General features: G+C 62.3%; 11 protein-coding genes. 6 read left to right on the top strand and 5 right to left on the bottom strand.

Going from position 1 to position 15,506, the window contains the following annotated elements; genetic code table 11:
- Nucleotides 1-53 precede the first annotated feature (53 nt).
- Together ACP7BV_RS11165 and ACP7BV_RS11160 are read right to left on the bottom strand one after the other, a co-directional pair.
- Nucleotides 54-1,640: a M20/M25/M40 family metallo-hydrolase gene (locus tag ACP7BV_RS11165; protein ID WP_426103894.1), complete on the bottom strand. Its 1,587-nt coding sequence runs from the start codon at nt 1,638-1,640 to the stop codon at nt 54-56.
- 266 nt (nt 1,641-1,906) lie between these two features.
- Nucleotides 1,907-3,130: a M20/M25/M40 family metallo-hydrolase gene (locus tag ACP7BV_RS11160; RefSeq protein ID WP_426103893.1), complete on the bottom strand. Its 1,224-nt coding sequence runs from the start codon at nt 3,128-3,130 to the stop codon at nt 1,907-1,909.
- A 114-nt stretch (nt 3,131-3,244) separates the two neighbouring features.
- On the opposite strand from ACP7BV_RS11160, the gene ACP7BV_RS11155 reads away from it, so the two are divergent.
- Nucleotides 3,245-4,678, top strand: coding sequence for an esterase-like activity of phytase family protein (locus ACP7BV_RS11155; protein WP_426103892.1), 1,434 nt, complete (start codon nt 3,245-3,247; stop codon nt 4,676-4,678).
- Here the strand turns inward: ACP7BV_RS11155 and ACP7BV_RS11150 are convergent, their stop codons facing one another.
- Nucleotides 4,679-5,233, bottom strand: coding sequence for an acyloxyacyl hydrolase (locus ACP7BV_RS11150; RefSeq protein WP_426103891.1), 555 nt, complete (start codon nt 5,231-5,233; stop codon nt 4,679-4,681).
- 81 nt (nt 5,234-5,314) lie between these two features.
- Between ACP7BV_RS11150 and ACP7BV_RS11145 the strand changes: the two genes are divergently transcribed.
- On the top strand, nt 5,315-6,229 hold the full coding sequence (locus ACP7BV_RS11145; RefSeq protein ID WP_426103890.1) for an NAD(P)-dependent oxidoreductase: 915 nt from the start codon (nt 5,315-5,317) through the stop codon (nt 6,227-6,229).
- A gap of 11 nt (nt 6,230-6,240) precedes the next feature.
- Here the strand turns inward: ACP7BV_RS11145 and ACP7BV_RS11140 are convergent, their stop codons facing one another.
- Nucleotides 6,241-7,434 carry a M20 aminoacylase family protein gene (locus ACP7BV_RS11140; RefSeq protein WP_426103889.1) on the bottom strand — a complete coding sequence of 398 codons (1,194 nt, stop codon included), beginning with the start codon at nt 7,432-7,434 and terminating at the stop codon, nt 6,241-6,243.
- A 154-nt stretch (nt 7,435-7,588) separates the two neighbouring features.
- On the opposite strand from ACP7BV_RS11140, the gene ACP7BV_RS11135 reads away from it, so the two are divergent.
- From ACP7BV_RS11135 to ACP7BV_RS11120, 4 genes are all read left to right on the top strand, one after another.
- On the top strand, nt 7,589-9,664 hold the full coding sequence (locus tag ACP7BV_RS11135) for a molybdopterin-containing oxidoreductase family protein (protein WP_426103888.1): 2,076 nt from the start codon (nt 7,589-7,591) through the stop codon (nt 9,662-9,664).
- Between the two features lie 14 nt (nt 9,665-9,678).
- The gene (locus ACP7BV_RS11130) at nt 9,679-10,764 is read left to right on the top strand and encodes an aminopeptidase (protein WP_426103887.1); all 1,086 of its coding nucleotides are present in this window, start codon (nt 9,679-9,681) and stop codon (nt 10,762-10,764) included.
- A 181-nt stretch (nt 10,765-10,945) separates the two neighbouring features.
- On the top strand, nt 10,946-12,628 hold the full coding sequence (locus ACP7BV_RS11125; RefSeq protein ID WP_426103886.1) for a long-chain fatty acid--CoA ligase: 1,683 nt from the start codon (nt 10,946-10,948) through the stop codon (nt 12,626-12,628).
- A 90-nt stretch (nt 12,629-12,718) separates the two neighbouring features.
- Nucleotides 12,719-14,401 carry a long-chain fatty acid--CoA ligase gene (locus ACP7BV_RS11120; protein ID WP_426103885.1) on the top strand — a complete coding sequence of 561 codons (1,683 nt, stop codon included), beginning with the start codon at nt 12,719-12,721 and terminating at the stop codon, nt 14,399-14,401.
- A gap of 193 nt (nt 14,402-14,594) precedes the next feature.
- Here the strand turns inward: ACP7BV_RS11120 and ACP7BV_RS11115 are convergent, their stop codons facing one another.
- A complete protein-coding gene (locus ACP7BV_RS11115; protein ID WP_426103884.1) occupies nt 14,595-15,488 on the bottom strand; it encodes a carbohydrate kinase family protein in 894 nt (297 codons plus the stop codon).
- Between the last annotated feature and the right edge of the window lie 18 nt (nt 15,489-15,506).

The following is a 15,506-nucleotide window of genomic DNA, read 5'->3' as shown; positions in this document are numbered from 1 at the left end:
TGCCCCTGTCCCAAAAAAATCCGCCCCGAAAGGCGGACTTGGGGCCGCCAGGATTACTGCGGGCTGTAGGTGACTTTCAAGGTATAGGTCGATGCCGAATAGCCCTTGAGCAGCAGGTACACGTCGCCATTTGCCGTCATGCTGACCGTGCAGGTTTCGGCCGCAGCCGCGCCGTCCGACTTGCAGGTGTAAGTCGACGTGGTCGGCAGCGCGCTCTTGCGGATATACAGGTCAACGTCCCCAGTGCCGGTCGTTTCGCCCTTCAGCGTGCCACCCGAAATCACCTTGAATGGCCCGAACGATTTGATCTGGCCGGCCGTGAACGATCCCGTGAACGTTTCCACGCGCTGCGTCGGAACGACTGCCGGCCCGTCGCTGCCCAGCTCAATGGCGAACGCCGCCGCCATCTTGGCAAACTTAAGCGCATGCGCGGCCTGGTTGCCGGAATTGGCGTAGGTGTCGTTCGCAGTATGGATGTAGGGATTGTCCTGGCCCATGGCCGTCTCGAACGGCATCGATGCGTAGTAACCCTGGGCGGTCCAGGAGGCATGGTCCGAACATGCATAGCCGCACTTGTCGTAGCCGATCGTCACGCCCGGCTGGTAGGTCGTGATTAGCTTGGCGATGAAGTCCGACTGCAGGGCGTCGGTGTAATCGGTGAACAGGTAGATGTCGTTGGGCGAGCCCTTGTAGTTGGTCATGTCCAGCTGCATCACGCCGACCACGTTCACATTGTTCGCCTTGAAGTTGGCGGCAATGTCTTTCGAGCCGCGCAGGCCCACTTCCTCGGCGGCGTAGCCGATCATCTTGATCGTGCGGCGCGGCTTGTATCCGTTGGCAATCATGGCGCGCAGCGCTTCGGTCATGCTGGCAATGCCCGATGCATCATCGTCCGCCCCCGGCGCGCGCGCTGTTTCACCCGTATTCGACACATTGATGGAGTCGAGGTGGCCGCCCAGCACCACCACTTCGGACGCATTGTCGGTACCGGCAATAGTCAGGATCACCGACTTTTGCGTGTAGCCGGTGTGCGCGAATTGGGTGACGGTAATGTCGCTGCGGCCGGTGGCCATGCCGGCCCATTTGGTGCGCAGCCAGTTCGAGGCGTCAGTGCCGCCGGTGGAGGTGTAATAGCGGTTCACAAACGTCGACAAATCGTTGATCGTCGTGGTGATATTGCCCGCTTGCATTTGCGAGAGCACCGGCGTTACCAGGGCTGCGTTGTCCAGCGTGTATGCCGGGCGCGTGAGCGTTGCCAGCGTGGCCGGCGGGGCCGCCTGCTGCGCCAGCGAACGCTTGCCCTCGGCTTCGCTGGCGTGGAACATGAAGCCGCCGCAGCGCTTCAATTCATGGTGGATGGCTTCGCTCAGCTTGCGCATTTGTTCTTCATCCACTTCGACCAGATGGACTTGTTCGGTCGACGCCACCTTCGCGCCCGCTGCATTGGTACGCAGCGTCTTGGTATCGCGGGCGATCACCTGTGGCGCCATTTTCTGCAATTGCGCATATGCTTTTTCACCCACGGTAATCCAGCTCTTCTTGCCCTCGGCCATCGCAGCGCCGCTGGCAAACAATCCAGCGAGCAAAACGGCGAGAATGACGGGAGCGCTACCAGCTGCAACTTTGCGTTTCTGACTCATTGATTTTTCCTTTTGTTATGGGCGGGTTGCCCTCTGCAAGCGGAATGCAGGCCGGTAGGCCTAGTCCCGCCTATCCAAAACAAGGCGACCGGGATGGCCGCAACGTGGATCTCGTGGAGCTGGTGTTTGCGCGAAAACGCAAGATTGGGAAAAATACTATCACGCAAATTGTGTGTTGCGGGGCAGGTGTCTCATTAGACCGACAGTCTAATTCTTAACAAAATCAATGACTTACAACCTTTGTTATCGCACGGCACTGTGACGTGCTAAGGAGAATCCGTCCCCAGCTCGACAGCATAAGCCGCTGCCATGCGGGCGAACTTGAGCGCGTGCGCGGCCTGAGCGCCCGAGTTGGCATACGTGTCGTTCTTGCTGTGGATGCTGGGGTTATCCTGGGCAAGCGTCGATTCGAAAGGCATCGAAGTCGCGTAGCCCAGCGCACTCCAGGCCGCATGGTCGGAACAGGCATAGCCACATCTGTCGCTGCCAATGTTCACCGTCGGCAAATAGGCGGCAATCAGTTTTTCGAGAAAACGATTTTGCTCGCCGTCCGTGTAGTCGCTGATCAGATAAATATCCTTGCTGGAACCTTTGAAGTTGGTCATGTCGAGCTGCAAGACGCCGACCACGTCGACCTTGTTCCGCTTGAACTCGCGCGCAATATCCTGCGAGCCGCGCAGGCCGACTTCCTCGGCGGCGTAAGCGATCAGCTTAATGGTGCGGCGCGGCCGGTAGTCGGCCTGGACCAGCACCCGCAGCACTTCGGTCAGGACGGCGACCCCGGAGGCGTCGTCGTCGGCCCCGGGCGCTGGCGCCTGCGCGCGCTCGGCGCTCAAGCTGATCGAGTCCAAGTGGGCGCCCAGCACGATCACCTCGGACGCCTTGTCGCTGCCGGTAATCGTCGCGATGACCGAGCGCTGAGCGTAGCCGGCGTGGTCGAACTGCGTCACCGCCATGTTGCCATGCCCGGCCGCCAGTGCCGCCCATGTGGTGCTGATCCAGTCCGCCGCCTGCGCCCCGTGCGCGCTGCTGTAGTAGCGGTTGACGAAGCCGGACAGGCGGATGATCGTCGCGGCGATCTGCTGCTCGTCCATCTGCGCCAGGATGGGCGTAACCAGCGCCTGGTTGGCAAGCACATACGACGGGCGCGTGCTGAGCGGCACCGCGCGCAGTGCGCCGCCGGCCAGCGCCACGCGCGCCTGCGCTTCGCTGGCATGGAACATGAAGCCGCCGCAGTGCTTGAGCTTGCGATGCAGCGTGGCCGCAATCGACGGCAGATCGCGGGTGCGCACTTCGATCAAGTACAGGTTTTCAGCGCCGCCCGCCGCCAGCTGATTGGCGCGGATGGTAACCTTGTGCCCGCCAAGCTTGAGCTGGGCGAAGGCCGCTTCACCGACGGTCAGCCAGCTGCCCTGGCTTGCCGCCGCCGTGCCCGACACCGCCATACCGGATACCATGATCACTGCCGTCGCCAGGCTTGTGCCGTACATGAGTGCCTCCGTCGTTCTCGATGGAAAAAGCTTAACGCGCACAGTTGTGCCCGGCACATCGGCGCAGCCGTCAGGTTTGCGAAATATCAAAGGTTCTAAGGTATAGTCATCAACATGTCCAGTCACGCAAGCTATACCCAGAGCACCCCGCTCGGCGCGGTCGGCGTCACCGTCACGCGTCACGTCGTGGCCGTGCCCGCCGCCTTGAATGTGCCTTACGAAGGCGCCGACCCTCACGTGCAGCAAGACTTCCCGGACGGTTTTTCGCCCTCGTACGGTTCGGGACTGGCGTTCAAGGGCGTCGGCTCCGATGGCGACCTGGAGTTTTTCTGCCTGACCGACCGCGGTCCGAACGGCGACGGGCCGCGCCTGCCGTCCCTCGACGGCGCTGGCATGATGGACAGCAAGCTATTCCCCGCGCCTGGTTTTACGCCGGCGATCGGGCTGCTGCGGGTCGGCGCGCACGGGGCCGCGCTTGCGTCCAGCCTGCCAATCCGCATCTCCCCCACCTTGATGGCGTCCGGCTTGCCGCTGCCCCATGCAGCGGAAATTCCCCTGCATGATGCCCTGCGTTTCGACGCCGGCGGCAAGGCGGTTTTTCACGCCGGAGGCATCGACAGCGAAGCGATCGCCTACGACCGCCGGCGCGGCGTGCTGTGGGTGGCCGACGAGTATGGCCCGTTCCTGATGAAGATCGATCCGGATAGTGGTGCGATGCTGGAACGGTATGCACCGGGCAGCGGCTTGCCACCCATCCTGGCCCGGCGGCGCGCAAACCGCGGCATGGAGGGCATGACGCTCGACCCCGCCACCGACACCCTCCACGCCTTCCTGCAAAGTCCGCTGAGCGATGGCGCGGCGCCCTACGCCGTCACTGGCAAGGTCGAAAAAATCGAACGCTACGCCGCCTTCCTGCGCTGGGTCGAGTTTGACCCGGCCAGCGCTTCGACGCTGCGGATGATGGCCTATCCGCTGGCCGGGGCGCAGTTTGCCGACGGGCGCACCGGCAATGCCAAGCTGGGCGACGTGGTGGCGCTCGGTGGCGGCAAGTTCATCGTGATCGAACAGGGCGAGGGCGAGCATCGCCACGTGTTCAACAAGCTGATGCTGGTCGACACGGCCGCCGCCACGGACATCGGCGCCGCCGCTTTCAATCCGGCAACGGCGGACCTGGAACGCAGCAGCATGGGCGGCTCCCCCGTGAATGGCGCCGACTGGTCGGCCGTGACACCATTGAAAAAGACGGAACTGCTAAGCTTGAATGGCATTGGCTGGGTCGCCGAAAAAGCGGAAGGCTTGGCGCTGGTGGACGCGCACACACTGGCCATTACCAACGACAACGACTTTGGCATGGCAACCCGGGTATTCGATGCGGTGGGGAACGAAGTTGTAGACGCGGACGTCACCGGCTTCGAGGTTGATGCCGGCGGCAATATCGTTGCGGGGAGCGCCGCCACCAACCGCGTGCGCGTGGCCAGGGGCGCCGAGCGCGAGCTAAGCCTGTGGCTGCTCAGTTTCGCGCAGCCATTGGCGTCTTACGGCGCCTGATTAAAAAGCGCGGGTAACTTTGACCACGACAAAATTGACGCCGCTGTTCGGCTTCTTGATGCCCCCGTTTGAAAAATGCTGGACCTTCAAGCCCAGGTCCCAGCCATTGTCCAACACATAGCCGGCACCCGCATGGTCGCCGAACTGGAAACGGGTTGACAGGCAGTTGGCGTCATTGTCGACCAGCGCCGACAGCCAGTGCACGCCGATCCCGCCTTCCAGGTACCAGCCCTTGCGCTCGTCAGCCTGCCAGCGAAACACCGGCGTCAGTCCGAAGTCGGTAATATTCTGGTTCTGCCCCTTGACGTTTTGGTAGGCCCGCCCTTGCCAACGCGCCAGCTGCACGTCCCAGTAGGCGCCGATATGCCTGCCATTGTGCTCGAACCAGCGCCGCTCCCAGTGTGACTGCAGCCCGGCGCGCAGCAGCGCGACTTTGGAACCCGATCCATACTCGAGCGACGCGCCGTCCGGCGTCGGCGCGCCAGCCAGCGCGGGCAGCGGCACAGCCAGCGCAAGGAGCACGGCGAGGACGTTGAATTGCGTTGGGGCTATCATGGGTGCTTCGGCGAAGGATAATTGAACAGCAAGCATTGTACCGGCCTCGCGGTCATTTCGAGGGCGCGCACGCGTGACATAATGAATGGAGCGACATTGACACAACTACCAATCGTATTTATCGGCATCGGATTGATGGGCAGGCCCATGGCCTTGCGCCTGTTGCAGGCCGGCTACCCGGTGCGCGTCTGGAACCGGACCGCTGCAAAAGCGCAGTCGCTGCACCCGGCCGGCGCCGAACCGTTCGCCAGCGTGGCCGAAGCGGTGCGCGGCGCCGGCATCGTGATCTCGATGCTGGAAGCGGGCGACGCCGTGGACGAGGTGATCGCGGCCGCCTTGCCCGCGCTGGCGCCGCGCACGCTGTGGATCGACATGAGTTCCACGGCGCACGCCGAAGCGCTGGTCTTTCACGCCAATCTGGTCCGGCATGGTTGCCGCTTCGTCGATGCGCCCGTCTCCGGTGGCGTCGCCGGCGCCGAGGCGGGCACGCTGGCGATCATGGCCGGCGGCGCCATGGATGACTTTACCGAGGCCATGCCGGTTCTGACGGCGATGGGACGCGCAACGCTGGTCGGTCCCGCAGGCAGCGGCCAGGTCGCCAAACTGCGCAACCAACTGATCGTTGGCGCCACGCTTGGCATCGTCGCCGAAGCCTTGCTGCTGGCGCAGGCGGCCGGCGCGGATCCGCATGCCGTGCGCGATGCGATCCGGGGTGGCTTTGCCGAAAGCCGCATCCTCGAGCTGCACGGCCAGCGCATGCTCGACCGCAATTTCATGCCCGGCGGCCAGGTTAAAAGCCAGCTCAAGGACTTGCGCAATGTACTGGCGGCGGCGGCCGACGCGGGCCTGGTGCTGCCGGTCGCAGCGCTGGTGACGGAGTCGTTCCAGAGCATCGCCGCTGACCACCCGCACGCCGACCATGCAGCTGCCTTGCTGGCGCTGGAGAAAAAAAATCCGGGGCAGCGCCTTGGCGCCGGCCCGGACCGTTGTCCCTGAGCTGCGTGCTGTCAGGCCAGCGGCAAGCTCATTTCCGCCAGGCGCACCCAGTAGCTGGCCCCGATCGGCAGCAGGCTGTCGTTGAAATCGTAGCTCGCATTGTGCAACTGGCAAGGCCCCAGGCCGTGGCCGCCCGCGCGGTGGCTGCCTTCGCCATTGCCGATGAAGACATAGCAGCCTGGCTTGGCCTGCAGCATGTAGGCGAAATCTTCGGCACCCATGGTTGGCGCGGTATTGCTGTCGACCCGCTCCGGCCCGGCGACCGCCTTCATCGCCTCGATCGCGAACGCCGTTTCCTTGGCATGATTGACCAGCGGCGGGTAATTGCGCTTGAACGTGAAGTCGATGTCGGCGTTGAAAGCGGCCGCGGTATGCCTGGCGACCTCTTCCATGCGCTGTTCGATCAAGTCCAGCACCGGCGTGGTAAAGGTGCGCACGGTACCGATCAGCACCGCTTCGTCGGGGATGACGTTGGTGGCGCTGCCGGCGTGGATTTGGGTGATCGACAGCACGGCCGTATCAAGCGGGTTTTTCTCGCGCGACACGATGGTTTGCCAGCTTTGCGCAATGTGGACCGCCACCATGACGGGATCGACACCCTTGTGCGGCTGGGCCGCGTGCGCGCCCTTGCCCTTGACCACGACGTGAAACTCGTTGCTGGACGCCATCATGGGCCCGGCCACGATATTGAACGTTCCCATTTCCAGGCCCGGCCAGTTGTGCATGCCGTAAACTGCATCCATGGGAAACTGCTCGAACAAGCCGTCTTCCATCATTCGCCTGGCGCCGCCGCCGCCTTCTTCGGCGGGCTGGAAAATCAGATACACCGTGCCGTCAAAATGGCGGTGCGTGGCCAGGTGATGGGCCGCTCCGAGCAGCATGGCCGTGTGGCCGTCGTGGCCGCAGGCGTGCATCTTTCCCGGGTGAACAGAGGCGTGCTCGAAGCTATTGCTCTCTTGCATGGGCAGCGCATCCATATCGGCGCGCAGGCCGATCGCCCGCGCGGACGAGCCGTTCTTGATGATGCCCACCACACCCGTCACGCCCAGCCCGCGCACGACCGGAATCCCCCATTCGGTCAGGCGCGCGGCAACCACGTCCGAAGTGCGCTGCTCTTCATAACAAAGTTCCGGATGCGCATGCAGATCGCGCCGAATTTGCTGCAGTTCCGATTGGAAGGCGATGATGGGTTCGACGAGTTTCATGTGGTTCTCCTAATGCCCGAATGTTAATGCATTTGCCGAACTATTGTAGCCCTGCTGATCCCGGGGTGGACTTCTTCCCATGGGGCATCGCATGAGGGGGGCGGGAATCGTTTACAGTAGCGGTTTCGCCCCGTGGTTTTTTCCTGGATCGCCGATGACCATTACCCAAGTGCGTGCCGCCTGTCCGCACGACTGCCCCGATACCTGCGCGCTGCTCATTACCGTCGAGGATGGCGTCGCCACCGAGGTCAAAGGCGATCCCGACCATCCGACCACGGCCGGCGTGCTGTGCACCAAGGTCGCGCGCTACGCCGAGCGCACCTACCATGCCGACCGCCTGCTGCATCCGATGCGCCGCGTGGGCAACAAGGGCGAGGGCAAGTTTGAACGCATCACCTGGGAACAGGCAATCGACGAGATCGCCACCCGACTGGGCGGCATCGTCGCCCGCGCTCCTCAGGCAATTTTGCCTTACAGTTATTGCGGCACCATGGGGCAAGTGCAGGGCGAGTCGATGTCGGCGCGCTTCTTCCACAAACTGGGCGCCTCCTTGCTGGACCGTACCATTTGCGCCATGGCGGGCTTCATCGGTTATAAATACACCATCGGCGCCACCATCGGCACCGATATCGAGCAATTCCAGGATGCCAAACTGATCATCATCTGGGGCGGCAACCCGATTGCCTCCAACCTGCATTTCTGGATGCGCGCGCAGGAAGCCAAGCGGCGCGGCGCGAAGTTGATCGCGATCGACCCGTACCGCTCGCTGACGGCTGAAAAATGCCACCAGCACATTGCCCTGCTACCCGGAACGGATTCGGCGCTGGCGCTGGGCCTGATGCACGTGCTGATCGCCGAAGACCTCGTTGACCAGGATTACATCGACCAATACACGCTCGGCTTCGCGGAGCTGAAACTGCGCGTGGCCGAATGGACCCCGGAACGCACGGCCGACACCTGCGGCATCTCGACCAACGAAGTGCTGGGCCTGGCGCGCGCATACGGCCAGGCGGCGCGGCGCGGCGAACCGGTTGCCATCCGTACCAACTACGGCGTGCAACGCGTGCGCGGCGGTGGCATGGCCGTGCGCAACATCGCCTGCCTGCCGGCGCTGGTGGGCGCATGGCGCCACGCGGCCGGGGGCATCCAGCTGTCGACTTCCGGCTCGTTTCCTCTCAACAAGCCGGCCATGCAGCGTCCGGACTTGCTGACCACGCCGGCGCGCACCATCAACATGACCACCATCGGCGACGATTTGCTGCGCGAGAGCTCGCCCGAGTTCGGTCCCAGGATCGAAGCGGTCATTGTCTACAACGCCAACCCGCTGGCGATTGCCCCCGATTCCGACAAGGTGATGCGCGGCTTTTTGCGCGACGACCTGTTCACGGTGGTGCTGGAACACTTCCAGACCGACAGCGCCGACTACGCCGACATCTTGCTGCCCGCCACCACGCAGCTTGAGCATATTGACGTGCACCACGCCTACGGCCACCTGTACATGATGGCCAACAACGCCGCCATCGCCCCCTTGGGCGAAGCCAAGCCGAACACGGAAGTGTTCCGCCTGCTCGCCGCGCGCATGGGCTTTGACGACCCCTGCTTCCAGGAAAGCGACGACCAACTCGCCGCCCAGGCATTTGACAAGACCCACGCGCGCGCGGTTCACTTCGACTGGGAGTCGCTCAAGCGCAAGGGTTGGCAAAAGCTGGCAATGCCGGATGCGCCTTTCGCCAACGGCAACTTTCCTACGCCGTCGGGCAAGTGCGAGTTTTATTCGGCGAGCATGCTGGCCGACGGCCTGGACCCGCTGCCATGCTACATCGCGCCCTATGAATCGCGGGCCAGCAACCCGGTACTGGCCGCCAAATACCCGCTGGCCATGATTTCTCCACCGGCGCGCAACTTTCTCAATTCGACCTTCGTCAACGTCATCAGCCTGCGCGGCACCGAAGGCGAACCGCGGCTGGACATGCACCCGGACGATTGCACGCCGCGCGGCATTGCAGACGGCGATATGGTGCGCATTTACAACGATCGCGGCGCATTCGTGTGCAAGGCACGCATTACGCCGAAGGCGCGCGCCGGACTGGTCGTTGGTCTGTCAGTATGGTGGAAAAAGCTCGCCAGCGATGGCAAGAACGCCAACCAAGTGACAAGCCAGGCCTTGACCGACATGGGCCGCGCCCCGACTTTCTATGACACACTAGTGCAGGTGGAAAAAGCCGCTTGAAAAAAGGATCGCGCATGAAGTTCAGCCGCACAGCCAAAGGATGCATGTTGATGTGCGCGGCGGCGACCATGCTTGTCAGTTGTTCTAGCCTAAATTACTACGCCCAGGCCGCGCAGGGCCAGCTGACGCTGCTTTCCGACGCCCGACCCATCGAAGAATGGCTGGCCGACCAGAACACCGACGCCAAACTCAGGACGCGCCTGGCCACCGCGCGCCAGATCCGCACCTTCGCCGTGCACGAGCTTGGCCTGCCCGACAACAACAGCTATAAAAACTACGCGTCGCTCGCGCGCCCCTTCGTGCTGTGGAATGTCGTCGCCACGCCCGAGCTCTCGCTCAAGCCCGTCCAGTGGTGCTTCCCGGTGGCTGGCTGCGTCAGTTACCGCGGCTACTACAGCAAGGAAGACGCCGCAGCCTACGGACGCGAACTGCGCGCCGCGGGCAACGACGTGCAGGTCGGCGGCGTGCCGGCCTATTCCACGCTCGGCTGGTTCAACGATCCGCTGATTTCGACCTTCATCTACTACCCGGACGCCGAACTGGCGCGCCTGCTGTTCCACGAATTGTCGCACCAGGTGGTGTACGTGCAGGGCGATTCCCAGTTCAATGAATCGTTCGCCAGCGCGGTCGAGGAGGCCGGCGTGGAGCGCTGGCTGAGCAGCTACGGCAACCAGGCCATGCGCGACAATTACATCAAGTTTTCCGCGCGCAAGAAGGAATTTCTGAAACTGTTGCTCACCTGCCGCAGCGCGCTGGAAGAAACCTACGCTTCCAAGGCCAGCCAAGCCAACAAGCGCGCCGCCAAGGCGCGCCTGTTCCAAAAGCTCAAGGATGACTACCAGTTGCTTAAGCTTAGCTGGGGCGGCTTTGCCGGCTACGACCGCTTTTTCGCCGAACCGCTGTCCAACGCCCACCTGGCATCAATTGCCACTTATAACGATTTCATCCCCGCCTTCCGCGCCTTGCTGGCGCGCGAAAAGACCTTTTCCCGCTTTTATGCCGCCGCCCGCGTCCTTGCCGAACTTGACAAAGACGAACGCCATACCCAGCTCAAACGCCTCGGCGGACCGATAGCTGTTGTTGCTGCAGCGCAGCAATGATCCTCCGGATAGAGGTCTTGCTCGAATACCAGCAAAAGCGCTTGCGTCCAAGCCGTCTGCCCGATAGCATCACAAGCAGGTGTGATAAAACGCATGCTCGTTCTTTTTAGTCTAAAAAGCAACGCGACTGGCAGGGTGCCGCCAGATCCAACAATATAATTATTTGAGACAGAGGCATTCGATGGACAAATTTTGGCTGAAATCCTATCCCGCAAACATGCCGTCGGAGATCAATCCTGACCAATACGGCTCGCTCGTCCAGTTGCTGGAAGAGTCTTTCACCAAATTCGCAGACCGCAATGCCTACGTCTGCATGGACAAGTTCCTCACCTACCGTGAAGTCGACCTGTATTCCAGGCGTATGGCGGCCTGGCTGCAGACGCGCGGCCTGAAAAAAGGCGCGCGCGTGGCGGTAATGATGCCCAACGTGCTGCAGTACCCGATCGCGATTGCCGCCATCCTGCGCGCCGGCTACACAGTCGTCAACGTCAACCCGCTGTACACGCCGCGCGAACTGGAACACCAGCTCAACGACTCGGGCAGCGAAGCGATCATCGTGCTGGAGAACTTCGCCACCACGCTCGAACAGGTGCTGGCCAAGACCGGCGTCAAGCACATCGTCGTGGCCAGCATGGGCGAAATGCTCGGTGGCCTGAAAGGCATGATCGTCAATTTCGTGGTGCGCAACGTCAAAAAAATGGTGCCGGCGTTTTCGCTGCCGAACGCGCTGCGCTTCAAGGACGTGCTGGCCCAGGGCGAAAAAATGACCTTCACGCCGGTCAAGGCCAGCGCATCGGACGTCGCCTTTTTGCAGTACACGGGCGGCACCACGGGCGTGTCGAAAGGGGCCACGCTCACGCACCGCAACATCATCGCCAACGTGCTGCAAAGCGAAGCGTGGTCGCAGCCGGCCCTGGTGCGCGCGCCGGTCGTCGAGCAGGTCGTCATCGTGTGCGCGCTGCCGCTGTATCACATCTTTGCGCTGACGGCGTGCGCCATGTGGGGCACCCGCGTGGGCGCGCTCAATATTCTGATCCCGAACCCGCGCGATATCCCGGGCTTCATCAAGGAGCTGGCCAAGTACAAGATCAACATGCTGCCGGCGGTGAACACGCTCTACAACGCGCTGGTCAACCATCCTGACATCGGCAAGGTCGATTTTTCGGGCCTGAAAATTTCCAATGGCGGCGGCATGGCCGTGCAGCAGGCCGTCAACGACAAGTGGAAAAAACTCACGGGCACCTGCATCATCGAAGGCTACGGCTTGTCCGAAACGTCGCCCGTAGCCACCTGCAATCGGGCCGACCTGACCGAGTTTTCCGGCACCATCGGCCTGCCGGTGCCGTCGACCGAAATCGCCATCTTGGACGACGATGGCCATCCGGTGGCATTGGGCGAGCCGGGCGAAATCGCGATCCGCGGCCCGCAGGTGATGGCCGGCTACTGGAACCGCGCCGACGAAACGGCCAAGGTCATGACCGCCGACGGCTTTTTCAAGTCGGGCGACGTGGGCGTCATGGATGCCAACGGCTACGTCAAGATTGTCGATCGCAAGAAGGACATGATCCTGGTCTCCGGCTTTAACGTCTACCCGAATGAACTCGAAGGCGTGATCGCGCTGCATCCGGGCGTGCTGGAATGCGCCGTCATCGGCGTGCCCGACGAGCACTCCGGCGAAGCGGTCAAGGTGTACGTGGTGCGCAAGGACCCGAACCTGACCAGCGAGCAGTTGATGGACTACTGCAAGCAGCAGTTCACCGGCTACAAGAAACCGAAATACATCGAGTTTCGCGACGAACTGCCAAAGACCAACGTCGGCAAGATCTTGCGCCGCGTCCTGCGAGATGAAAAGAAAGCCGCGTAAATAGTGGAAACCGAAAGCCGCCCGATACGCTCGGGCGGCTTTTGCGTTAGAAGGCACGGTAGAAGCACACAACAACGAGAGAGGCATCAGATGGACAAGTTTTGGCTTAAGTCGTACGAAAAAGGCGTGGCAACGGAGATCGACATCACGCAGTACCGGTCGCTCAACGCCTTGCTCGAAGAAGCGTTCAAGAAGTACGCCGACCGCAAGGCCTTCGCCTGCATGGACAAGTCCATCACCTATGGCGAGCTCGATCAGATGTCGCGGCAGATGGGCGCCTGGCTGCAGTCGCGCGGGCTCAAGCAAGGTGCGCGCGTGGCCATCATGATGCCCAACGTCTTGCAGTATCCGGTCGCCATGGCCGCCGTGCTGCGCGCCGGTTACGTGATCGTCAATGTCAATCCGCTGTACACCCCGCGCGAACTGCAGCACCAGCTTTCCGACTCGGGCGCCGAGGCGATCATCGTGCTGGAGAACTTCGCCACCACCGTCGAACAGGTGCTGGCCAAAACCAAGGTCAAGCACGTCATCGTTGCCAACATGGGCGATTTGCTCGGTTTCGTAAAAGGCACCATCGTCAACTTCGTGGTGCGCAAGGTCAAAAAAATGGTGCCGGCGTTTTCGCTGCCAACCGCGATCCCGTTCAACAAGGTGCTCGCCGAAGGCTCGCGCCTGACGCTCAAACCCGTCAAGCTCGGTCATGACGACATCGCCTTTTTGCAGTACACGGGCGGCACCACGGGCGTGTCCAAGGGCGCCGTGCTCCTGCACCGCAACGTGATCGCCAACGTGCTGCAAAACGAAGCGTGGCTGCAGCCGACCTTGAATACACTGCCAAAGGACCAGCAGCTCATCTTCATTTGCGCGCTGCCGCTGTACCACATCTATTCGCTCACCGTTTGCGCCATGATGGGCACGCGCCTGGGCGGCTTGAACGTGCTCATTCCAAATCCGCGCGACATGCCCGGTTTCGTCAAGGAGTTGGCCAAGTACAAGGTCAACATTTTCCCGGCCGTGAATACGCTGTACAACGGTTTGCTCAACAACGCCGACTTCCACAAGCTTGATTTTTCAAGCTACAAGATCTGCAACGGCGGCGGCATGTCGGTGCAGCAGGCCGTGGCCGACAAGTGGCTCAAGCTGACCGGCACCCCGATCATCGAAGGCTATGGTCTGTCCGAGACGTCGCCGGTGGCCACCGCCAACCGCTGCGACATCAAGGAATTTACCGGCATGATCGGCCTGCCGTATCCGTCCACCGAAATCCAGATCCTGGACGACGACGGCCAGCCGGTCCCGCTGGGCACCGCCGGCGAAATCGCGATTCGTGGCCCGCAGGTGATGGCCGGCTACTGGCAGCGCGACGATGAAACGGCCAAGGTCATGACGGCCGACGGCTTCTTCAAGTCGGGCGACGTCGGCATCATGGACGAACGCGGCTACACCCGGATCGTGGACCGCAAGAAGGACATGATTCTGGTGTCGGGCTTCAACGTCTATCCGAACGAGATTGAAGGCGTGGTCTCCTCCCATCCGGGCGTGCTCGAATGCGCGTGCGTGGGCGTGCCGGACAAAAATTCAGGCGAGGCTGTGAAGCTGTTCGTGGTGAAAAAGGATCCGAACCTGACGTCCGAGATGCTGATGGATTACTGCAAAGAGCAGCTGACCGCGTACAAGAAGCCGAAGTACATCGAGTTCCGCACCGATCTGCCCAAGACCAACGTCGGCAAGATCCTGCGGCGCGAGCTGCGCGACGAAAAGACCGCCGCGTAACTGGCAAGCCCCATTGGCCTCGCGAGCGAGGCTGCTGCACAAGGGGCTTCGTGGACCGTAGGTCGGAATGCGCTTCGCTTTTCCGACCTACTCTTTTGCAACGACATGGAACGCGGGACGATGAGGCTTGGCGTTGTTATCGGCGTGATTGCTTTGCCAGCGTGCCCCTGTTTTCAGCCCGCGCCGACCTCGATCACAGGAGATTGCGCAGTTCCTCACCCGTCAAAAACCCCTCCGCCGTGCCCTCGAGCCCGCACGCATGCTCGCCGGCGACTGCTCCCATCTGCATGCACTCCAACACCTCCCGCTCCTGCGCGTAGCCGGCCAAAAACGCCGCCGCAAACGCATCGCCCGCGCCATTGCTGTCAACGATGGGCCGTCCCATCCCCGCCACCCGCACGTGCCGCGATACCTGCTCGCCCCGCGTCATGAAATAACTGCCCGCCGCACCGGCCGTAGCCACCACGACTTGTGCGCGGCCCTGCGCGAAAATCTCGCGCATGACCTGTTCATGCCGCCCTCCCATGGCGGCGGTACTCATGAACACGATGTCCGAGCGATAGGCGAAGGGATGGTAATAAGGTTTGCTGCCGTCCCAGTCATGCAGGTCCGTCGACACCATCACGCCAAGCGCCTGCGCGTCGTCGTACAGATCCGCTGCCCACGGCACGATGGAAAAATGCGCATGCGTGGCACGCTCCAGGAAGGGCAGGTAATACGCGCGCTCCATGCGCAGCGCGTCCGGATGGCGAGCGTCATACAAGGAGAGCCGCCGCCCCGCCGGGTCAACCAGGTTCACGCTGCGGCGCGTGCCGCTTGGGTGAATCAGATAGCTGAAGGGCAGGCCCCGCTCGCGGTAACGCGCGTGGATCAGTTCTGCCTGCGGATCGTCGCCGATGAAGTCGACCAACATCGTGGCCCGCCCAAGCGCGTGCGAGCCGAGCGCCACGCCATTGCCGGTATGGGCCACGTAGTCGCGCACCGGGCCCACATGAATTGAGTCTGCCGTCGCCAGCGGCAGCCAGGGAACGCGCACGATGGTGTCGATGCCGACACCGCCAAATACCACAAGATCCAAGTCGCGCATCGTATTTACCGGTTGTCT

Origin of the sequence: Massilia sp. TSP1-1-2, assembly GCF_049896185.1 — a bacterium.
Taxonomy (GTDB): domain Bacteria; phylum Pseudomonadota; class Gammaproteobacteria; order Burkholderiales; family Burkholderiaceae_D; genus Telluria_A.
The sequence above is the reverse complement of the archived record's forward strand: the minus strand, read 5'-3'. Positions and strand labels throughout refer to the sequence as shown.